The sequence below is a fragment of the Blautia sp. An81 genome (genome assembly GCF_002161285.1).
GTDB lineage: Bacteria > Bacillota > Clostridia > Lachnospirales > Lachnospiraceae > Blautia > Blautia ornithocaccae.
The window spans coordinates 137,994-159,964 of the sequence record NZ_NFHH01000002.1 but is presented as its reverse complement, the minus strand read 5'-3'; the positions used below and the strand labels follow the sequence as shown (position 1 = coordinate 159,964).

Genomic DNA, 21,971 nt, shown 5'->3' with positions numbered 1-21,971 from the left:
CTTAAATTCCTTTCCATTTCTTCTCAAAGATTTCTCTGATTTTCGGGTTAAAGGCTGTATCAGCAGCATTTTGCAGCAGGGTAAAGATCAGTTCTTCATCCCGGCCATACTGTTCGTAAACCCGTATCAGCTCTTTTGTCATAGTAGTACCGCTGACAGTCCGGTTATCCGTATTTACGGAAACCTTAATTCCTTCCTCCAAAAACTGACGGAGAGGATAATCCTGCCAGCTTTGCGCTGCCTTAGTCTGGAAGTTGCTTGTAGGACACATTTCCACGCCGATCCCTGCTCTGGCATATGTTTTCATCAACTCCGGGTCTTTTTTCAGTGCAATTCCATGACCGATCCTGGCCGCTCCCAGTTCCCAGGCCTCCCGGACATTTTCCAGGCTTCCGGTTTCCCCGGAGTGAATAGTATAGGGCATGCCAAGTCTTTTTGCCTCCTGAAAAATGTTCCGGTACTGGGCCGTAGGAAAGGCGGACTCATCTCCGGCCAGGTCCAGGGCGCATACCCCTTCTCCCAGATATTCTCTGGCACATTTCAGCATGGCCAGGTTCTGTTCCTCACTGTGGTTTCTCATAGCGCACACTATGATTCCATAATGCACATGGAAATCTTCTTTTCCCCGTTCCATACCTCGCCTCACCGCTTCGATCACCTGTCTGCAGCTTAAACCTTCATGTACGGAAAGCATAGGGGCGAATCGTACTTCAATATACTCTACCTTGTCTTTTGCGATTTCTTCCACAAAGGTATAGGCGCCTTCTTCCAGTCCTTTCTCGTCCTGAAGACACTGAAGAGGCAGGTCAAATTTCTCCAGATATTCCGTAAGGCTTTTGCAGTCCTGAGATACGGTCAGAGCCTCCCTGGTCACTTCTTTCCCCAGATGTTTCTCTATCATAGACTTTGTAAGAGAACCGTCCAGATGACAGTGGAGGTCAAGTTTTGGAAGCTGTTCTATATCCATATAATCACACCTTTTCTATAATTTTAGTAACCAGTTCTTTGAACTGCACGGAAACTCTGTCCGCAGTTTCCTGCACTTCTTTGTGATCCAGTTTTTTGTCTGACAGTCCTGCGGCCAGGTTAGTGATACAGGAGATTCCTCCAATCTCCATTCCCATATGGCGGGCAGCCATAGCCTCGCAGGCAGTACTCATTCCCACAGCGTCTCCTCCCCAGATCCGGCACATCCGGACTTCTGCAGGAGTCTCATAATTTGGTCCGGTAAGCTGTACATAGACCCCTTCCTGGAGATGGATTCCGCATTCTTCGGCAGATTTCCGGATTACCTCCCGGATTCTTTTGCTGTAGACTTCGCTCATATCCGGGAACCGGTCTCCAAGCTCCTCCAGGTTTGGTCCTATCAGGGGGCTGGGGACGCCTGTTGCGATCTGGTCAGTGATCATCATAAAATCTCCCGGCTGGAAGTTCTCATTGATTCCTCCTGCTGCATTGGTAAGGATCAGTTTTTTTGCTCCTAAAAGGCCCATTAACCTTGTGGGCAGCACCACATCAGACATATAGTATCCTTCATAATAATGAACTCTTCCCTGCATGATCACCACCGGGACATTTCCTACATATCCGAAAACAAAACGTCCTTTGTGTCCTTTTACTGTAGACACGGGAAATCCTTCAATATTTGAGTAATCCACAGTAGTTTCTATCTTAATACCTTCCGCATAGTCTCCCAGTCCGCTTCCCAGGATCAGGGCAACTTCTGGTTTGAAATCTGTTTTTTCTCTGATACTTGCCAGGCAAGTCTTTAATTTATTTTCCATATTTCCACTCCTCTCATAAATCTTCCGCCAGGATTTCCGATATCATTTTTTCCATCCGGCAGTACTGTTCATAGTTAATGAGAATATAGCTTCCCTGGGTGGTGATCAACCCGCTTTCTTTAAATTTCTTAATGGAACGAGTGATGGTCTTTACACACAATCCCGTAAAATCCGACAGTTCCTGCCGGTCTCCTTTCATCTTCATGACCCCATTCTCGGCATATTTCCGATACCGTTTCATTAGAAGAAAGGCCACCCGGTCTGCCCCCTGGAGGAATAAAAGCATCCGGCTGTCCCGGGCCTGCTCCAGAAGGTATTCTCCCATCAGTCTGCTTTCCTGCTGAAGGGCTACAATGTCGGAATCCAGCCATTTTTTAAAGCCTTCTTTGGGAATTTTCAACACTGTACATTTTGTCACTGTCTGAAGAGTTGTCTGGTATTTGTCCAGATTAATGATCACTTCCATCCCGCCGAAAGCATAGACTTTGTCGAAAACTGTAAAGTCATAGTTAATACCGTAAATTCTGTAATCTGTGGCTTTGATAAGACCCTTTCCTATCAGGTAGATCATGTCCGCAGGCTCACCCTCCTGGACAAATATGGTTCCTTTTTCCAGTTCTTCCACCACAAAGGTGTCCATCAGCCACATGGGAGCTGTCCGAAAATACCCTTCAAACTGCTCTCTTCTCTCCTTTTCTATTTCGTTTAAAAAAGGCAGGATCTTTGCCAGATATTTGTTTTCCATCTTTCGTCACCTATAGTCCTTTTATATAGGAAGCACCTGTTTTCCTTTGATATATTTTGCTTGGATCTGTCTGTCCTCTGCCAGGTAGATCAGCCGCTCCAGCCGCTCTTTTGGAGAAAGTTTCCGGGCGTGGCGGAGCATTCCGTCATCAATGACTACTGCGTCAAATTCATAGCCAGGCTCCAGACTTCCCACCTTTCCGAAGAATTCTCCTCCCCCTTTTGTAGCAAGGTAGAATACTTCCTCTACAGTCAGAGGAGCAAGGCTTTCATCCTGTATCCTCCACCGGAGCTTTGAGCACTGAATGGCTGCAGCCATGGCCCGGAACATGGAAAGGGAAGTGCCTGCAGCTACATCTGTGCCCAGTCCCATCTTCAGTCCCTGATCTAAATATTTCCTGGCCGGTGCGATTCCCGACGCCAGATTTGCATTAGACTCCGGACAGTGAGCAATAAACACTCCCTGCTCTTTCATCATCTGGATTTCCTCTGCATTGCTGTAAACACAGTGAGCCATGACAGTTGGACAGTCTCCCCCGAAGAGACCGTGAAGCCGGTAAGCATCGCCATAGCATGTAGCTTCAGGACAGAGCTCCCTCACCCATTCTATCTCACTGAGATTTTCTGAAAGGTGAGACTGGGCTGGCAGCCGGTATTTTTTCTGGAGTTCAGAAAGTCTCTCCATCAACTCCTCTGAGCATGTGGGGATAAATCTTGGAGTCAGAATCGGCCTGACATTGGAAAGACCTGCCGATGCCAGGAGCCACTCTTCCGTGTCCTTTGCTGACCTTTCAGCGTTTTTCTCACAGAGTCCTTCCGGGCTGTTCCTATCCATATTTACCTTACCCACATATCCTGCCAGTCCTGCTTCCTCCATCTTTTCCATCAGCCATAAGGTAGCCTCCTTATGGCAGGTGGCAAAGACACAGGCCCTTGTAGTGGAGCTGTGAAGGAGGTCGTCTATGAATATCGAATACGCCTTTTGGGCATATTCTGTATTCTGATATTTCTCCTCTTCCGGAAAAGTATGGGTATTCAGCCAGTCAATCAGCTCCATGTCCATCCCCAGTCCCCGAAAGGTGTATTGGGGAGCATGGACATGAAGGTCAACAAGCCCCGGAATGATCAGTTTCTCCCCGTAGTCCACACAGGGAATCCCTTTCCATTCCTCCGGGAGGGCCTCAAAGACTCCCAAGCATTTTCCATTTTCGCATACTGCATACCCATGCTCTGTGGTCCGTATTTTGTTCTTATCTTCACTGTAACAGATATGGCCTCTGATGGCAAATCTTTCCATGGGATCTTCTCCTTACTGATTTTTAATTTTCTGTCCCCAGACAACGGGGATATTCCTTATCGCTGTCCTTTGTCGTAGGGGATGCCTTCCGCTTTCGGCGCTCTGGAGTTCCTTGAGAACAGTGCCAGCACCACAAGAGAAATAATATAAGGAAGCATGTTGTAAACTGCACTTGGTATGTTCAGTGCTTCCAGAATGTCGAATCCTGAATATACATTGGACAGAGCCCGGAATAGTCCAAAAAGGAGGGCCGCCAGTCCGATGAGTTTTGGTTCCCACTGACCAAAGATCATAACTGCCAGAGCAAGGAATCCGAAGCCGGCAACGCCGTTCTCAAACTTCCATTCACTGACTCCTGCTGTAATGTAAACGATTCCTCCAAGGCCTCCGAAAGCCCCGGAAATCAGAACGCCTGCATAGCGCATTTTATATACGTTGATTCCCACAGAATCTGCTGCCTGAGGGTGCTCGCCGCAGGCCCGCAGGCGAAGGCCAAATCTGGTTTTATAGAGAACAATATGGGCAATGATCAGAAGGATAACTGCCAGGATCATAAACCAGCTCACCTCAAAATTTCCAATCTTAAAGGCGGAAAACGCTTTTCTCTGTTCGATGTACTGGATCGAGGAAGAAACGTTGTTTACATTTTCTGACATATTGATTGCTTTTACAAATACTGTAGCAGCCGCTGTTCCAAGAAGGTTCATGGCCGTTCCGATAAGGGTCTGGTCTGCCTTAAAATTAATTGCCGATACTGCCAGCAGAAGGGAATAAACCATACCGAAAAGGACACTTCCGATCACAACTGCCAGGATCATGAGAGCCGCCGGAAGATTCCCCATGTATTTCATTACCAGAGCTCCGCCCAGGGCGCCGATGACCATGGTTCCCTCTAAGCCCAGGTTAATTACGCCGCTTCGTTCTGAAAAGCATCCGCCCAGGGCTACCAGCATCAGTACTGAGGCATAAATTAATGTATATTGTAATAATAGTGCCATCCTTTTCTTCCTCCTTTCCTACTTTTTCCCTTTTCTGTTCATGCAGTGTTTAAAGAATAATACAAAGCCGCAGAAGTAAATGATGATTGCTGAGATCAGGTCAGAAATCTGGGCACAGTATACCATCTTATCCACATAAGAGCCGCCGCTTGTAATGTGCTGGATGAAAAATGCGGAGAAAACACTTCCGATAGGATTCAGTCCCCCAAGGAAAGCTGCTGCGATTCCGTTAAAGCCCATAGCCGGAACTGCTGTCTGGGCGCAGGACCACTGCTCGATGCCGCTCAGATAAAGGAATGAAGCTCCCAATCCGGAGAGGCAGCCTGCGATCACCATGGTAAGGATCATATTTCTCTTCTCTTTCATACCTGCATACTTTGCCGCATTTTTATTCAATCCGGTAGCTTTCAGCTCGTAACCCAGTTTTGTTTTGCTCATCAGGAACCACACCAGAATGGCAATGATAATCGCCAGAGGAATGGCAATGGTCACATACCGGTTGTTGGAAAACAGCCCGTCCAGGCCCAGACTTGGGATCAAGGCTCCGGGAGCATTAGTCTTCAGAGCCATTGTATAGGTAGTGCTGGACTCCTTTACATTGGTCAGAAGCATGTTCACACTGTAAAGGCTGATCCAGTTCAGCATGATTCCCGCAATAACTTCGTTTACATTTAAGTAAGCCTTCAAAATTCCTGCAATCCCGCCAAGGATGCCTCCGCCGATCATGGCTGCGATCATGCAGACATACCAGGGCATCTGGAAGGCCAGTGCCAGGTAAAGGGCCAGCCCTGCTCCCACCGCATACTGTCCGGAAGCTCCGATATTGAAAAGTCCTACTTTATAGGCAAATAAGATAGACAGCGTACACATAAGAAGAGGGGCAGTCTTGGCAAGGGTACTTCCGAAATATTCCAGAGCCACTTCTGGTCTGGGGAAGTATAAAAAGTTTTTCAGGATTGCGGTCATTGCACTCCAGGCTTCTGCCGGGTTAATGCATAACAGCACAACATATCCTACCAGCAGCCCCAGGATAATACAGATCAGAGAGGCGATCACAGTCTGCACACCGGCGATTTCCAGGAATCCTTTCTTTTCTTTTTTCGTATTCATATCCTACACCTCCTGTTTTTTAGCACCGGTCATATAAAGTCCCAATTCCTCAACCGTCACCTCATCGGGTTTGAATTCTCCGACCAGTTTCCCTTCGTACATTACCAGAATCCGATCCGGCACGTCCATAACTTCATCAAGTTCCAGGCTGACTAAAAGCACGGCTTTTCCCGCATCTCTCTGTTCAATAAGCTGTTTGTGAATGAACTCAATAGCCCCGATATCTACTCCTCGTGTAGGCTGCACAGCGATGAGAAGATCCGGATTCTTATCAATCTCCCTGGCAATAATGGCCTTCTGCTGATTTCCTCCGGACATGGAACGAACAGTAGTTGCCGAGCCCTGGCCGGAACGAATATCATACTCTTCGATCAAACGATCTGAATATTCCCGGATTTCTTTTCTCTTCAGCACTCCGAATTTATTCGTAAACTGAGGTTCAAAGTATCTCTGCAGCACCAGGTTATCCTCCAGAGAATAGTCCAGGACCAGTCCATGTTTATGCCGGTCCTCTGGAATATGGCTCATGCCCATAACAGAACGCTGGCGGATAGGAGTATGGGTAATGTCTTTTCCATTCATAAGGATATTTCCGCTTTTCAGAGGCTCCAGGCCAGACAGTCCGTAGACCAGCTCCGTCTGACCATTTCCGTCAATTCCTGTTATGCAGACAATTTCTCCTTTTCGTACCTGGAAATTCACATCCTGAACTGCGTCTTTTTTGTTCTGTCCGCCAACGGTCATATGCTTTACGTCCAGCACTACATCCCCTGGTTTGGCAGGTTTCTTCTCTACTTTAAAGCTTACATTTCTTCCTACCATCATAGCGGACAGCTTCTCAGGAGTGGTATCTTTTGTCTCTACTGTACCTACATATTTTCCCTTCCGAAGTACCGTACATCTGTCAGAAACTTCCATGATCTCGTTGAGCTTGTGAGAAATAAAAAGGATACTCTTTCCCTCTTTTGCAAGGCCTTTCATGATCTGCATCAGCTCTTCGATCTCCTGTACAGTCAGCACTGCCGTAGGCTCGTCAAAAATCAGGATTTCATTATCCCGGTACAGCATTTTCAAAATTTCCGTTCTCTGCTGCATTCCCACTGTGATATTTTCCACAATAGCATCGGGATCGATCTGGAGATGATATCTGGAAGACAGGTCCATCACCTTTTTTCTCGCTTCGTCTTTCTTTAAAAATCCTCCCTGTACCGGCTCTGCGCCAAGGATAATATTATCCAGTACAGAGAAACATTCTACCAGCTTAAAATGCTGATGCACCATACCGATCCCCAAGGCGTTGGCATCATTGGGATTCTTGATCTGTACGGTTTTTCCGTCTTTCCGGATCTCTCCTTCCTCCGGCTGATACAGGCCAAACAGCACGCTCATCAAAGTAGATTTCCCTGCTCCGTTTTCTCCCAGGAGTGCATGGATTTCCCCTTTTTTCAGCTGCAGGGTGATGTTGTCATTTGCCACAATGCCAGGAAATCTCTTGGTTATATTCAGCATTTCAACTGCATATTCTCCCATTTTTGTTTCCTCCTTTCTGTATTTTCCTACATGATCGATCCTTGTCTTTCGTTTACCTTGACAGATACCTCCGGCATCTTGTCAATAGAGTTGTCAATCTGGATCTCTCCGTCATAAATCTTCTGTACCAGCTGGTGATAATCTTCTACAGTAAAGTTTTCATTCCACTGAGTTGTATCCTCCGGAAGTCCCACATAATTTACAGATGTATCTGTTCCTGATACCAGACCCAGGTTCTCAATTTTTCCTACATGTTCTTCCCAGGTACCGTCTACAATAATCGAATTCAGCATAGCTTTTACAGTAGCTCCCAGGCCTTTCATAGCTGAAGTCACAGTCATTCCTTCTCCATATGCGTCAATAATAGGAGACTGGTCACTGTCTACGCCGATCATTTTGCCCCCTACTTTCGCCGCAGCCTCTGCTGCTGAAGTAAAGATTCCGCCGCCGCAGGCAAATACGATCTCTGTGCCCTGGCTGAACCAGGTATCCATAGCTGCCGTAATCTCTGTAGAACCATAGAATTGTCCTCCATAGGCATATTCCACTTGAATCTCATCTACAATTCCCAGTTCTTTGGCCGCGTCATTAATTCCCTGTACATAACCGAATCCAAACCTCATAACCGCCGGCACTGCCTGTCCGCCCAGGAATCCCAGGTTCCGGTATCCCAGTTTTACCGCTGCATATCCTGCCATATATCCCGGTATTTCCTCCTGGTAGACTGCACAGTATGTGTTTTCCGTATTATAATAATCGGAAGCCTCATAGGAATCCGGATCATCATAATATTTGCTTCCTACAGCTGCCGCAATGATATCTCCCGCCGTCATATCCAGGGCGATAAATTTCACATCCGGGTATTTATAAGTCACTTCTACCAGTGCCGGTGCAAAGATATATCCCGGCATAACAATGATGTTATATCCTTCTGCCACGGCCACATCGATCATGGCAATCCTGGCATAGTCTGTATCTCCATCTGGTTTTTTATAGGTAAAATCAATGTTGTTTTCTGTACAATACTCCAGACAGGCTTCATAGGTCGTCTGGTTAAAAGACTGGTCCGTGATATCCCCGCTGTCTGTAATCATGGCCACACGATATTCTGAGTCGCTGGTACTTTCCTGTGTTCCCGAAGGTCCGCATCCCAGGGCAGTAACCGCTGTGCATACTGCCAGAAGCAATGCGGCAAGCCTTTTCAGTTTTTTCATCTCTTCATTCCTCCTTTGTCAAAGTTTTATTTTATATATGAAAGCAATGAGGTTCCGATGGTCTGTTCCGGCATATCCAGTCCGAAGTTCTCAACAATAGTAGCTCCGATCACCGCAAAAGTATCCTGTTCCGGCAGCCTTCCGTTGCCTTCCATGGATTTGGAGTATGCCAGGAAGGGCACTTTTTCTCTCGTATGGTCTGTTCCTGTATAGGTAGGATCATTTCCATGATCTGCCGTAATGATCAAGAGGTCATCGTCTTTCAGATTTTCCAGTAAAATCTCCAGTTTTTCATCAAACATTTCCAGCTCTTTTGCATAGCCTTCCGGGTTTCTTCTATGTCCCCATTTTGCATCAAAATCCACCAGATTTACAAAACAAAGTCCATGAAAATCCTTCTTGGCAATGTCTATGGTCTGTTCCATACCGTGAACAGAAGATTTGGATTTATAGGCTTCTGTAATCCCTTCTCCATCAAAAATATCTTTGATCTTTCCTACAGAAATCACATCCAGTCCATGATCTTTCAGCACGTCCAGAGCGGTTTTCATCGGTGGTTTCAGGGCATAGTCATGTCGGTTGCTGGTCCGCTCAAACTCTCCTTTTTTCCTGCCCACATAGGGTCTTGCAATGACTCTTCCCACTCTCCACTCTTCTTTCATGGTCAGCTCTCTTGCAATCTCGCAGCACCGGTATAATTCTTCCAGGCCAAAGGTCTCTTCATTCCCGCAGATCTGGAGCACAGAATCCGCAGAAGTATAGACGATCATATGTCCGGTGGCAATCTCTTCTTCTCCCAGCTCATCAATGATTTCCGTTCCGCTGGCGCTTTTATTTCCGATTACTTTATGGCCGGTTCTCTTTTCCAGCTCCTCGATCAGTTCCTTAGGAAAGCCATGCTCTGTAAATGTTTTAAATGGCTTCTTAGTCTCAATTCCCATGATCTCCCAATGGCCGGTCATGGTATCTTTCCCGTTGCTCCGCTCTCTCAGAGCAGCCTGATATCCAAGAGGTTCATCCACAGCAGGCACCTGACGAAGGGGCGTCAGGTTGGCCATTCCCAGCTTCTGAAGGGTGGGAATCCGGAAGTTTTCTACGGATTCCGATATATGTCCCAGGGTATTCACTCCAACATCTCCAAACTTTTCTCCATCAGGCATAGCCCCGATTCCCAGAGAATCTATTACGATGACAAATACACGTTTATATTCTTTCATTTCTGTCCTCCTTGCCTCTCAGTCTGCCAGATTACCAGGGCCGAATCCCTGGGGCATCAGCTCTTCCAGCCTGTATATTTTATAATCTTCTTTCCCTTTTGCCAGTATGATCTGGAATTCCTTTGGACTGCAGAATTCCATCATAACCTGCCTGCAGACTCCGCAGGGAGGGGTATAATCATTAAGCTGTCCCTCCGGGCCTCCCACGATACAGATGGCCTCAAAATCTCTGACTCCTTCACTGACTGCTTTGAAAAAAGCCGTTCTCTCTGCACAGTTTGTAGGAGTATAGGCTGCATTTTCAATGTTGCATCCCGTGTAAATCTGTCCATTTTTCCCAAGGAGGGCCGCTCCAACTTTAAAGTGGGAATATGGTGTATAAGAGTAGGAAAGCTGAGCAACTGCTGTATCGATCAGCTCCTGTATCTTTGCTTTTTCCATAATTTCCTCCCTTATTTCTCTGCCTTTTGGTCTGCCTTGATCAGATTTCGGATTGCCTGTACCGCCACCCGTATAGCCATATCTGTATCATGGACTACAGGGTTCTCCATGCCTTCTTTTTCTCTCTCCTGATTTGCCATAACCAGGAAACAGGAACCTGCCCGAACTCTCAGATGGCTTGCCACAACAAAAAGAGCCGCTGATTCCATCTCCGAAGCAAGGCAGCCCAGCCGTTTCCAGGCCTCCCATTTATTGAGAAGTTCATAACTCACCGGCATTCTTTCCGGAGAATGCTGTCCATAGAAAGAGTCCTTACACTGTACCACACCCACATGATAAGGGCTTTCCAGCTCCTCTGCTGCCTGGATCAAAGCATTTGTCACCCGGATATCTGCCACCGCCGGAAACTCAATAGGCGCATATTCTTTACTGGTACCTTCCATGCGGATAGCGCCGTTTGCGATGACAACGTCTCCGCTCTTCACATCCAGCTGCATGCCTCCGCAGGTTCCGATCCGGATAAAAGTATCTGCTCCTGACATGGTCAGCTCTTCCATGGCGATGGAAGCAGACGGTCCGCCGATTCCTGTGGAAGTAACGCTTACCTTCACACCGTCCAGATATCCGGTGTAGGTAACATACTCCCTGCTGTCTGCCACCATCACCGGGTTGTCAAAATACTTGGCAATCTTAGCACAGCGTTTGGGGTCCCCCGGAAGGATCACATAACGTCCCACATCTCCTTTTCCTACCTGAATGTGATATTGTTTATTAGCATCTTCTGAGTAATTCATAATCATACCTTCTTTCTTTTTTGTTTTCGTTCTTTGTTCTACCTGCATCTTACCTTTAATTTAACATCTGAAAAAGGACTCGAGTCCCTTTTTATATATTTACGTGACTTTTCACAATTTTCTTTTTTATTTTTTATCTATTTTTACCAAATATAAAAAAGCTATCCTCTATGTGTTTTGTCGTTTTGAATTATATAAGCGATCTTCATTTATAAATCCAGGCATAGAAAAAAGTCTGTGTTCCGGGCTTGGGCCCTTTCACAGACTTTTCTCAATATTTCTTGAAAAATGACCGGCTATGCATGCTGATGCAGGTATTTCTCCCTGGTAGCCAGTCCGCCCCGGATATGCCGTTCTGATTTGTTTACGTCCAGCACCACTCTGGCCCGGGCCGCAAGAGAGGGGTTGATCTGGAGAAGACGTTCGGTGACATCTTTATGTTTGGTCATTACTATTTAGAACTGTTTTATTTTCACATTCGTCTTCCACTAAAATGCTTTCATTTAATCCCAAATCTCCCAATAATCGAAGGTAAATATCCACATTTCCATCTTTGTCTACTTCTATTTTCTTAATCAGTCTCTTTAACTGTACATTGGTCATCTCATGAACATCTGTAATATCCTCAATCTGCTTAAAGGTATCATTTAAGATTTTTTCCATCTGATCTCCTTTTGTCAAATTACTGGATACCATTTTCAATTCATTTTCCAGACGAGCCAGTTCTTGACGAGTACCACCCAACTTATCATTCAATTCTTCTCTTGAAATCAAATCATCAGTATACATGTCCATATATTTCTGTCGCATTCTCTGTAATCTGGCAATCTGCAAATTCAATTCCTTCTCGTACTCTGCATTTTCATCTTTTGCTTTGTACACTCTTTGAAATTCTTTCACTACATAATCAATCACTTTATTTTTTTGCTGTAGAATCCGATTGAAATATTCCTGTAAAACCTGGATTAATTCTTCTTCATCCACGGCAGTTTTATTTGGACAACTGTCTGCTCCCTTTCCATTTCTTCCGGAACAAACCCAACGCACATACGTATTTTTGTAAGTACGGACTGTTCTTCTAAACGACCATCCACATTCTTTACATTTAATCAACGTAGAAAATAAATATTTGTTGCTTTGACGTTCATGATTCAAGTTAAATGCATCGTTTCTTCCACGAAGAATTTCCTGTGCTTTTTCAAACACCTCATCTTCAATCATACGAAGCTCCGGACGTTCCACAACAAGCCATTCCGTTTCATCCTTCTCTCTTCTCTGACCAGTCAGAAAATCACTGATTTCCTGCTTTCCATTGATAATCTTTCCCGTATAAATCTCATTGGTCAAAATCCGACAGATGGCATTTTGACTCCATTTGCAGTTTCTCTTTGTCCGATACCCCTTTTCATTCAGCATATTGGAAATCTTGGCAGCACCGTAACCCTCCTCTGTGTACCACTTATAAATTTGCTTTACAACCTTCGATTCTTCTTTGTTAATCTCAAGATTGAAATAATCTCCGATTGTTTTATCGTATCCGTACACAATGTTGGGAACTCGTCCTTTTTCTGCATTTAGTTTCTTTCCAAATTTCACTCGCTTAGATGTATTGGCACTTTCTTCCTGAGCCAATGCTCCAAAGATGGTGAGAACAAACTCACTATTTCCCATACTTGTCATATTCGCTGTAAGGAACTGTGTTTCAATACCTAACGCTTTCAACTTGCGAACATTCTGTAAAAGATCTACGGTATTTCTGGCAAAACGAGAAATATCCTTTACAACGACCATATCAAACATTCCCTTTTCTGCATCAGACATCATACGAAGAAATTCTTTACGATTTTTTATTTTCGTTCCGGAAATACCTTCATCTGCATATAATTTTACTAACACATCTCCGGTACGCTGCGTATATTCGGAGAAAAATTCCTTTTGAGCTTCTAAACTGTTAAGCTGGTCGGCTTTATCTGTGGAAACACGGCAATAGGCTGCTATCTTCATAGTGTTACCTCTCTGTATCAAATTAATTTTCTGTTACATCTATATTATATATCAAAATAAAGATTCTTAAACAGAAAAAGAGAAAATTATTGAAATTAATCCCATCTCAAACTACTCTACTTTTATTTATCTTTTAATCTCTTGAGCGGACCGCAATCGGAAGGAATATAAATAAATACTGCCGTTTTCTCAATGAAAAATTAAAGAAGTTTGAGGGAAAAACACCGAAAAAAACAGCTTGATCAAAAGTGTGGCTGTAAAAATCCAGACAAGGGATTTTTGCGGCCAAAAATAAATTTCATCTTTCATAGAAAAAAGGATCCTACGCAAGGTGGAAGGCTAACAAGCCTTGTCCTTGCAGGGATCCTTTCAATTGCTACTGAGGATGCCGAAATGTGATATTAACCGACAGCCCCTTCTGCTTTACTTTATTCTATATCTTTTTGTAATCCGTTCATTCGACAACCTCTATCTGGCACGCTTTCATAACCTTCAGTGCAGTCTCATGACTTTCCGGTGTTACCCCTGCGTATCTCGTTTAAATACGAGCTACACCGGTTCTCTTTGCTGCCTCAGCAACCGCTTTGGCTACCGCTGGTCCTACTCGCTTATCAAATGCCTTCGGAATAATATACTCCGGAGAAAGTTCCTCATCTGTGATCAGATTTGCAAGTGCTTCAGACGCTGCCAATTTCATTTCGTCATTGATTTCTTTTGCTCTCACATCAAATGCACCACGGAAGATTCCCGGGAAAGCAAGTACGTTGTTGATCTGATTCGGAAAATCACTTCTTCCTGTGGAAACAACTTTTGCTCCGCCTGCCTTTGCATCATCCGGGAAAATCTCCGGAGTCGGGTTCGCACATGCAAAAACAACTGCATCTTTGTTCATGGTCTTAACCATCTCTGTTGTAACAGCACCCGGTGCTGAAACACCGATAAATACATCAGCGCCAACCAGCATCTCTGCAAGAGAACCGGATTTTTTAGCCAGGTTAGTAACTTTAGCCATTTCTTCTTTGATCGGATTCATGCCTTCCGGGCGTCCCTCGTAGATTGCACCCTTTCTGTCGCAGAGAGTGATATCTTTGAATCCTGCTGTCAGAAGGAGACGTGCAATAGAAATTGCAGCAGCTCCTGCTCCGTTCATAACGATACGAACATCTTCTTTTTTCTTTCCTACAACCTTCAGTGCGTTGGTCAGACCGGCAAGAGTGATAATCGCTGTACCATGCTGATCGTCGTGGAAAATCGGGATATCACATTTTTCTTTTAATTTCTTCTCAATTTCAAAACATCTCGGTGCTGAAATATCTTCCAGATTTACTCCGCCAAAAGAACCGGAGATCAGATAAATTGTATTAACGATCTCATCTACATCATTGCTCTTGATACAAAGAGGGAATGCATCTACATCGCCAAATGCCTTGAAAAGTACACATTTTCCTTCCATTACCGGCATTCCGGCCTCTGGTCCGATATTTCCAAGTCCAAGAACAGCTGAACCGTCAGTTACTACCAGACACATGTTCCATCTTCTGGTAAGATCATAAGATTTATCCACATCCTTCTGGATTTCGAGACAAGGCTGTGCAACACCTGGTGTATAGGCAAGTGACAGATCATCCTTATTTTCTACAGGTACTCTTGTTACAACTTCAATCTTACCTTTCCATTCTCCATGCAGTCTTAAAGATTCTTTTGCATAATCCATTTCTATTGTCCTCCCTGGTATCTTAAATTTTGCGAAACCGTATCATTCGACTCTTCTATTGTTGCTGTTCACTCCGTTCACAGCAATCTTCTAATCTATTAATAATTACCGGTAAAGAATTTGCTTTCTTTTGGAAGCTCATATCCATCAAAATATTTATTAAAGTCAAGTCCGAGATATCCACACAGATTAGCAAGTTCGACCATCGTATTATCGTTTACAGGTAATCCATGCTCTCTTCTATCTTTTTCTGCCAAAACTTCTTTTTCACCATGTGTATAAATACGATCTTTGCCTTCTGCCTTCGGACTTTCTCTCAAAGCTTCCAGGTATTCTGAAAAGTGTCTGCGGATTGCTTGAGGATCACCAAATGCAGCCGGATCGATTGCCATAAATCCATGACAGATTCCTGTTTTATCCGGGAATGTGCAGCAATGATCCGAAGTAACACCCATAGAAAGAATGGAACTGAATAGTTCACACAGCATACCATATCCATATCCCTTGTGGCTTCCTGTAACCTCTTCATTTCCACCAAGGGGCATGATTCCACCGCCCTTCTTTGCAACAATATTGGAAAGGACATCCGGTGCATCTGTACTTGCATGACCATCTTTGTCCAGGGCCCATCCATCCGGAAGTGGTTTCTCCATTTTATTGTACATTTCGAGTTTTCCTCTTGTAACTACCGTGGTAGAACAGTCAAAGAAAAACGGATACGGGTCTGCCGGCATAGCTACTGCGATTGGGTTTGATCCAAGCATGGCTTTTTTGCCAAACGTAGGAACCATAATAGCCTCTGAATTTGTACAGGCCATTCCCAGAAGTCCCTCATCGCATGCCATCTTTGCATAATATCCAGCGATACCGAAATGATTAGACTCACGGACAGTTACAATTCCAACTCCGGTCTTTTTGGCTTTTTCGATTGCTTTTTTCATTGCATAAACGGAAATAAGCTGTCCCATTCCATTATGACCATCAATCACTGCAGATATCGGTGTTTCAAATACAATTTCAGGCTTTGCCTGCGGATGGATCGTTCCCTTTTCGATTCCCTTATGATAACGCACCATTCTCTGCATGCCATGACTTTCTATTCCATAAAGGTCAGCCGTAAGAAGCACATCCTTGATCTGATTGCTTTCTTCCTCTGTAAAACCAAACGCCTTGAATACGTCTCCGCAAAAATGATTCAGTGTCTCATGTGACCATTTCACATATCCCATTGTTTCGTCCCTCCTTCTGGTGTTGCCAGTTTTATTTATCGGCATTACCAATTTACATTTTAATTATACCGCCGGTATTACCAAAACGCAATAGAGGTCATATCAATTTACCCTGTAAAAATGCCCAAAATTTCTCAGGATTTTTTTTGCATTTCTTCCATATAACGTTCAATCGTATCCATATGTTCGGACATACATCGTTCCGCCTGTTCTACATCTCCGTTGATGATTGCCTTAACAAGCCGATGATGCTGGTCATCAACCTCTCTGACAGAATTATTCTTTTTCATAATGTAGTCTCTCGTCCCGGAAACAATATTCTCAGTAAGCTGATCTGCTGCCGCAAGGACACTGTAAACCATCGGGTTATCTGCGATCTTTGCAATCTTCTTGTGAAGTTCGCGATCCAGTTCACCCCGTATCTTTTCATCTTCTGCGGCGTCCAGCCGTGCAAGAATCACCCATAATTCTGCTGCATCCAGCGGTGTGCACTTTCGTGCCGCAAGAATTGCCGCTTCTCGCTCCAGTGCCGCACGGAACTGCTGATTCTGGCGCAGATATCCATTATTTAATTTAAAAAGTATGGATAAAGGTTCGATCAGCCAGGTATCCAGGTCCTCCGTAATATAATTTCCGCCTCCCGGCACCGGCTTGACTATTCCCAGCAGTTCCAGTGCTCTCAAAGCTTCTCTGACTGCCGGTCTGGATACTCCCATGATCTCCGCCATTGTCCGCTCCGCCGGAAGGGCATCGCCCGCTTTGAGACTGCCATTCTGAATGTTCTCTATAATCTGATTTAAAATCCCGTTGAAAGCCCGTTCATCTCTAATTTCTTTAAACATGCTCCATTCCTCCACATCCCATTTCCGTCCGTGTATTCTTACAGGCGGTATCATTTTTTCACCGTCTTTCCCATACATTTTATTTTTGGTACAACTGTACAGTACGACAGATATTTCTTATAATATAGCATTCCTGACAGTTTACAGCAAGTGGAATGGATTTTGACCAAGTCATATTTTTTATGACTCACGCCTGTCTTTATATCTACTCCATTAACCAATAAAGTTTCTATTTTTTGTCTGGTTGTGCAGCTTCCATTGCCTGATATTCCCTTTTTAACTCTTTCAGTAATTCTTCTTCTGAAGGAAGATATAATTTACATTTTGAAGCCAAAACCTGTGTTTCACTTTCTGGCAATGTATATCGTACAACTGCATCACTCTTATCTGCACATAACACAATTCCAATCGGCGGATTATCTCCTTCGTTCATCAATTCTCGTTCATAATAATGCACATACATTTGCATCTGTCCTAAATCCTGATGTGTCAAATCACCAATCTTCAAGTCAATAAGCACAAAACATTTTAAAATATAATTGTAAAAAACAAGATCTATTCTAAAATGGCATCCATCAAACGTAATTCTTTTTTTCCTGGCAACAAAAGAAAATCCTCATCCTAATTCCAATAAAAACTTTTGTAAATGTGTAATAAGAGCCTGTTCCAAGTCACTTTCATAAAAATCATCATTCGGAGACAATCCAAGGAATTCCAGCACATATGGATCACGAATAATATCCTCCGGTGTTTTTCCCTGTTCTAATGTTTGAATCTCCTGTGCAACATTTTCTACACGCATTAAAAGTCGATAATGCGTCCAACTCAATTCGCTACGCAGTGCGTAGCTATTTGGGAACGTCAGATAAAACTGCCGCATATTTTTCAGATTTGCTACCGTAAAACCTTTTCCAAAATCTCGTGTCATCTGATTCGACAGTTCCTTGAGCAATCCTGTTCCGTATTCTGCACGTTCTTCTCCGTTTTGTTCTTCAACAATAGACTTTCCAATCTGCCAGTAAGCTTCCACCATGGCAAAGTTGGCAGTCTGATAAACTTTATTTCTTGCATCTGAAAGTATTTTCTTAATTTCTCCATAAAACGCTTTATTCATCAGAAAGCCCTCCTTCCTGTTAACAGTGATAATATTGCAATTTTTCAATCCAAAATTACAAACTGATATTTCTATTTTACCCTTTTTAGACCGTTCTGCCTACTGCAATTTTATATTCTCATACAACAATGAGGTCGCATTCCACGACCTCATCACATTCATTTAGATATAAATCAATTCCTTCAGGATGATCTCTTCCGCAATCGCTCTGTGTTGATTGGCAGCTCTTACCCATGCCATCTGATCTTTCTCTTTATCCGGCAAAGGCTCTTTTTTCTCTAGCTGTTTCAGAATAATTTCTTCCCGTTCTCTGGCTGCCTGTCTACTTCCAGCAGATGCTCACTAATGCTGTCTTGCAGGAGCATTACCTGATACAGCGAATTTCTGTGATTCTTCAAATAGTCTCTGCGTAAAAATCCATATTTCCCAAGTTGTTCCATCTGCTCACCGGATTTATAGGTGAGATTAGGAATCAGATATCCATTCACATTTGTATAAGTCAGCTTCATTTTATTAGCACTCTCCTTTTTTCTCTGATTTTTTACACCAAATTTACACCATTTGCAATTCATTTGACGCTATTCTACGATACTAGACAAAATGTCTGATCACTCCGAAAGCCTGTAAAATAGGCATTTCTGAGATACACAAGACAGGACAAAAATCAACTTCCATTATCAAGAGGTGAGTGCTAATTTTTTTAATTTTCCCTCATATTCTACATAAACTAACATAACAAATATATAAAACATAGCCAATCGTATATACTAATTTAAAGCAGTATTTTTATCAGTATATTTATTGACTTTATATCTGCCCTTTTTGAAGTCGGTTCTTTTTCACATATTCTTCTGCCATTCCGATCACACGCATGGTCTCCGCCTGACAAGACTCTATTTCAATCAAAAGCCCCCATTCGCTTTCTTTACTTCTCTTCTGTTATCTTCTCTATATTTATCGAACTGTGAAATATCAAATTCTTTTCTCATAAATAATCAAGGTCTCCCTTCAAAATCGCAACTTCTTATTCATCAGTTTACCCTTTTTCCATCAAGAACACAAGTAAACTTGCAGCTCAAAATCTTTTATTTTCTCTCCTGCTTGTCCTCTTCCAAACCTTTTTCAGCCACCTCCTGCATAGCCCGTTCTACTTTCTTCATATTCGCCTCAATAAATACTTTCAATATGTAATCGGCGGTCACTTCCGCAGTATTCGGATTATGAAAACGATAATTCAGTTTTTGTTTCTTCATAGCGGTGCTCCCACCTCCCTTTTCTCTTTGTCCATTACTATGAAAATGTCTATTGAAATAGACCTTAACCTCACTTCATTTTTAAGCGTTTTGAATATCCCTCTATATAACGAAAGGAAAATGAACTCTTTTACAGGGTTACTCCATATTTCTTTTATTTTTTACAGAGCAAAATCCACCTATGTTTAACATTATCGTTTTTCTCTCCATGTCATCCCATGATTTTCTTCTTACTGAGGACACCTCAAACCCATTAAAACATCTTGGTTTTTACCAAAATGTAAAAGCATCACTTCATGAAAACTTGTATTAAATGTAAAAAACAAAAACAGCCATCTGATTTCATCTCTGAAACCATATAGCTGTATTTATTCAAAAATATATATTTTTTGTTGCGAAGCCAATTAGCGGGTATGGGGATGCTCCCCATCAATTCAATACTCCGAATAAGAACATGCAAGAAATTGCAATATGGTAATACCGGGGTGGATCTTGCTCTATTCTTTAGCCTCTAAATATGTAATTGGATTCTGTGCACTCTGATTCACTTTCAAACTAGCAATGGACTTATACAAATAAAACTTTTCTGCTTTGTCCATTAACTCATGATTCTCAAATCCTTTATCTACAAAAAATACTCTGTTCTCCGTTTTCGAAGTCAACTGTGTAACATGCTTTGGCAATTTTTCTAATGCTTCTTTACAGACATACCACGTTGTCGGTTTATATACCGCAACTATTAACGAATTATAAACCCCAAAAACATATTCCACTGTCTTCACACGTTCTAGTGATGCTCGCCAAATACCACGTACCGAATCATACAGAGCTTCTTCCGTCATTCCTTTTTGATAAAGTTTATTTATCTTGATAATCATTATCTTGTGTCGGATATCTGATTCTTGTAACTCTTCTGCTCCATATATCTTTTCAAAATCATCTACTGTCAAAGCCTCTGCCGAATGATGTCCTGCAACAATGTTTGTTAACCGGGTGTCTTCAACATAATTAAACGCATTAATCAGTGACGCTTCTGCTGCAAATGCTTCCGCTTCTGTCAGATTGCAGTTAATAATAACTTTTTCAACTTCCAAACCAGCTGCTTTAATCTCGACTATCATCTTTAATTTCAACTTTTCGCTCTCAGGATTTTCTTGACTTTCCAATTCATGTTCAAAAACTCGATTCCCGGTTCCCTTGCCAATATAAAATATTTTCCTATTCCTAGGATCAATCAGACCATAGACATAATAATCTCCAAGCGATAATAAACTTTTCTCTGAAAATTTCTCCACATTCTTCTCCTTCTCATTCGCATTCATCCATTATCTTACCCTGCAATAAGATATATTTTCTTATCATCAAAACAAATTCTGTCCGTATGATTATAAATCTGAATCATATCCTCCATTTTTTCCATAAAAACACCAGTTCCCGGATTATGAAGGGTTGCAAATGATTCTAATATATTCTTCTGCATATCCTGGGCATTTTCTTTCAAATGTGCTCCTCCATCTTGTAAGAACTCGTCCACTTGCCCTTCTTTTACAACTGGAATACTTCCTATAAACTTTCCTACTGCCTTACTTGCAACACCAATACCTTTCATAACATTTGCTTCTACAGATCCTGAAGCCATTTTCTCAAGATACATGGAACATTCTGTAAATAAATCTCTGTATTCCAATGAAATTTTCTTAATTTCTGTCTTTATATCAGAAATATATGCCTCTTTGAAATTACCACTAAGCATAATTTCAATCAATGAAGCCATAGAAAAAGTATATAGCGACAATCTGTAATATTTGAATTTCTTCTGTAAATCGCTCAAAATTGATTTTACTTTTGCCTGAGCAACAATCATTTTTTTGGAATCTAGTAGTTCTGCAACCTTCTTTTTATATGAAAGCATATTCTTTCTGGCTGTTCTTTGAATATCCAACACCATCTTATGATTGCTTGCAATAAAATGCTCATTATTCCAATTATGCTTATATGTAGTAATCATCTTTGACAGAATCTCTACATCTGCTTCAGTCTCTGATTCTTTCTCAATTTCAAGGAATGACAGAATCTGCTTCTGTTTTTCCTCTATACCTTTTAACTGTTGCTCTATTGCAAACAACGCTACTGCCATCATTATTGCCGGATCAATAGGCATTACCGCAGTACTGGTAGTTGAAAGAGGCTCTGCCGCTTGAAGCTGTGCAAATTTCGATGACCCATCTGCAGTTTTGAATGCTCCCCAAAAATTGCCATTCTTTGATATCTTTAAAGTGTCTCCTACTCCTGCATTTGCAAGCTGATATAATCCCTGAGTATTAAATGTTGTTGTTTGTGTTACTTTCCTTAAAGCCGGGATTAAAGACGCTACTCCAGTTCCTAATAAAGCCAGTTCAGCAATCGGCGCACTAAGTGTTTTAGTATTTGCAATTTCTTTTCGTGCATCCAGCAACATTTCTTCTGTCATCTCGGCTAAATCATTGCATTCTCTTACGATTTCACCATTCTGTTCTGTAACTATCTCTCTGTCAGAATTAAATTTAATTATATCGCTCATAGGCCCTCCCCCAATATTATTCTTAATATCCTTTGTAGAATTTGCGAAAAATCTTATTTATCTACCTAAACCTGATAATAATCAATTAGATTATTGGTGTTAGAATATAAATAGTACAAGTCAAAA

18 protein-coding genes and 3 pseudogenes are annotated in these 21,971 nt (G+C 42.6%); all 21 read right to left on the bottom strand.

What is annotated here, in order from left to right:
• Nucleotide 1: 1 nt before the first annotated feature.
• The gene (add, locus tag B5G33_RS02630) at nucleotides 2-967 is read right to left on the bottom strand and encodes an adenosine deaminase (RefSeq protein ID WP_087270509.1); all 966 of its coding nucleotides are present in this window, start codon (nucleotides 965-967) and stop codon (nucleotides 2-4) included.
• Between the two features lie 4 nt (nucleotides 968-971).
• Nucleotides 972-1,784 carry a purine-nucleoside phosphorylase gene (locus B5G33_RS02625; protein WP_087416635.1) on the bottom strand — a complete coding sequence of 271 codons (813 nt, stop codon included), beginning with the start codon at nucleotides 1,782-1,784 and terminating at the stop codon, nucleotides 972-974.
• A 13-nt stretch (nucleotides 1,785-1,797) separates the two neighbouring features.
• Nucleotides 1,798-2,529, bottom strand: a complete 732-nt coding sequence (locus B5G33_RS02620; RefSeq protein WP_087270503.1) for a Crp/Fnr family transcriptional regulator — start codon at nucleotides 2,527-2,529, stop codon at nucleotides 1,798-1,800.
• A 21-nt stretch (nucleotides 2,530-2,550) separates the two neighbouring features.
• Nucleotides 2,551-3,825, bottom strand: a complete 1,275-nt coding sequence (locus tag B5G33_RS02615; protein ID WP_087270500.1) for an amidohydrolase family protein — start codon at nucleotides 3,823-3,825, stop codon at nucleotides 2,551-2,553.
• A 56-nt stretch (nucleotides 3,826-3,881) separates the two neighbouring features.
• A complete protein-coding gene (locus tag B5G33_RS02610) occupies nucleotides 3,882-4,823 on the bottom strand; it encodes an ABC transporter permease (protein WP_087270497.1) in 942 nt (313 codons plus the stop codon).
• An 18-nt stretch (nucleotides 4,824-4,841) separates the two neighbouring features.
• The gene (locus B5G33_RS02605) at nucleotides 4,842-5,933 is read right to left on the bottom strand and encodes an ABC transporter permease (RefSeq protein ID WP_087416634.1); all 1,092 of its coding nucleotides are present in this window, start codon (nucleotides 5,931-5,933) and stop codon (nucleotides 4,842-4,844) included.
• A 3-nt stretch (nucleotides 5,934-5,936) separates the two neighbouring features.
• Nucleotides 5,937-7,463, bottom strand: coding sequence for an ABC transporter ATP-binding protein (locus B5G33_RS02600; RefSeq protein ID WP_087270491.1), 1,527 nt, complete (start codon nucleotides 7,461-7,463; stop codon nucleotides 5,937-5,939).
• Between the two features lie 26 nt (nucleotides 7,464-7,489).
• On the bottom strand, nucleotides 7,490-8,677 hold the full coding sequence (locus B5G33_RS02595) for a BMP family lipoprotein (protein WP_087270488.1): 1,188 nt from the start codon (nucleotides 8,675-8,677) through the stop codon (nucleotides 7,490-7,492).
• 26 nt (nucleotides 8,678-8,703) lie between these two features.
• On the bottom strand, nucleotides 8,704-9,894 hold the full coding sequence (locus B5G33_RS02590) for a phosphopentomutase (protein WP_087270484.1): 1,191 nt from the start codon (nucleotides 9,892-9,894) through the stop codon (nucleotides 8,704-8,706).
• An 18-nt stretch (nucleotides 9,895-9,912) separates the two neighbouring features.
• On the bottom strand, nucleotides 9,913-10,335 hold the full coding sequence (cdd, locus tag B5G33_RS02585) for a cytidine deaminase (protein WP_087416633.1): 423 nt from the start codon (nucleotides 10,333-10,335) through the stop codon (nucleotides 9,913-9,915).
• A gap of 11 nt (nucleotides 10,336-10,346) precedes the next feature.
• On the bottom strand, nucleotides 10,347-11,132 hold the full coding sequence (gene udp, locus B5G33_RS02580; RefSeq protein ID WP_087416755.1) for a uridine phosphorylase: 786 nt from the start codon (nucleotides 11,130-11,132) through the stop codon (nucleotides 10,347-10,349).
• A gap of 293 nt (nucleotides 11,133-11,425) precedes the next feature.
• Nucleotides 11,426-11,575 (bottom strand): annotated as a pseudogene (locus B5G33_RS02575) (sporulation transcriptional regulator SpoIIID); the annotation flags it as partial.
• Complete coding sequence (locus B5G33_RS02570; RefSeq protein ID WP_087416632.1) at nucleotides 11,565-13,133, bottom strand: recombinase family protein; 1,569 nt, start codon at nucleotides 13,131-13,133, stop codon at nucleotides 11,565-11,567. The pseudogene B5G33_RS02575 and the gene B5G33_RS02570, both read right to left, overlap by 11 nt.
• A 538-nt stretch (nucleotides 13,134-13,671) precedes the next feature.
• Nucleotides 13,672-14,847, bottom strand: coding sequence for an NAD(P)-dependent malic enzyme (locus tag B5G33_RS02565; RefSeq protein ID WP_087270472.1), 1,176 nt, complete (start codon nucleotides 14,845-14,847; stop codon nucleotides 13,672-13,674).
• Nucleotides 14,848-14,945: 98 nt separating this feature from the next.
• On the bottom strand, nucleotides 14,946-16,076 hold the full coding sequence (locus B5G33_RS02560) for an Ldh family oxidoreductase (RefSeq protein WP_009247458.1): 1,131 nt from the start codon (nucleotides 16,074-16,076) through the stop codon (nucleotides 14,946-14,948).
• Nucleotides 16,077-16,210: 134 nt separating this feature from the next.
• Nucleotides 16,211-16,918 carry a FadR/GntR family transcriptional regulator gene (locus B5G33_RS02555; RefSeq protein WP_087270468.1) on the bottom strand — a complete coding sequence of 236 codons (708 nt, stop codon included), beginning with the start codon at nucleotides 16,916-16,918 and terminating at the stop codon, nucleotides 16,211-16,213.
• 229 nt (nucleotides 16,919-17,147) lie between these two features.
• Nucleotides 17,148-18,032, bottom strand: a pseudogene (locus B5G33_RS02550) (PDDEXK nuclease domain-containing protein).
• 162 nt (nucleotides 18,033-18,194) lie between these two features.
• Nucleotides 18,195-18,541, bottom strand: a pseudogene (locus B5G33_RS02545) (TnpV protein).
• Between the two features lie 576 nt (nucleotides 18,542-19,117).
• Nucleotides 19,118-19,285, bottom strand: a complete 168-nt coding sequence (locus tag B5G33_RS21570; RefSeq protein WP_204247324.1) for a hypothetical protein — start codon at nucleotides 19,283-19,285, stop codon at nucleotides 19,118-19,120.
• Between the two features lie 497 nt (nucleotides 19,286-19,782).
• Nucleotides 19,783-20,580: an LEM-3-like GIY-YIG domain-containing protein gene (locus B5G33_RS21565; RefSeq protein WP_204247323.1), complete on the bottom strand. Its 798-nt coding sequence runs from the start codon at nucleotides 20,578-20,580 to the stop codon at nucleotides 19,783-19,785.
• A gap of 35 nt (nucleotides 20,581-20,615) precedes the next feature.
• Nucleotides 20,616-21,845 carry a hypothetical protein gene (locus B5G33_RS02535; RefSeq protein WP_204247322.1) on the bottom strand — a complete coding sequence of 410 codons (1,230 nt, stop codon included), beginning with the start codon at nucleotides 21,843-21,845 and terminating at the stop codon, nucleotides 20,616-20,618.
• Between the last annotated feature and the right edge of the window lie 126 nt (nucleotides 21,846-21,971).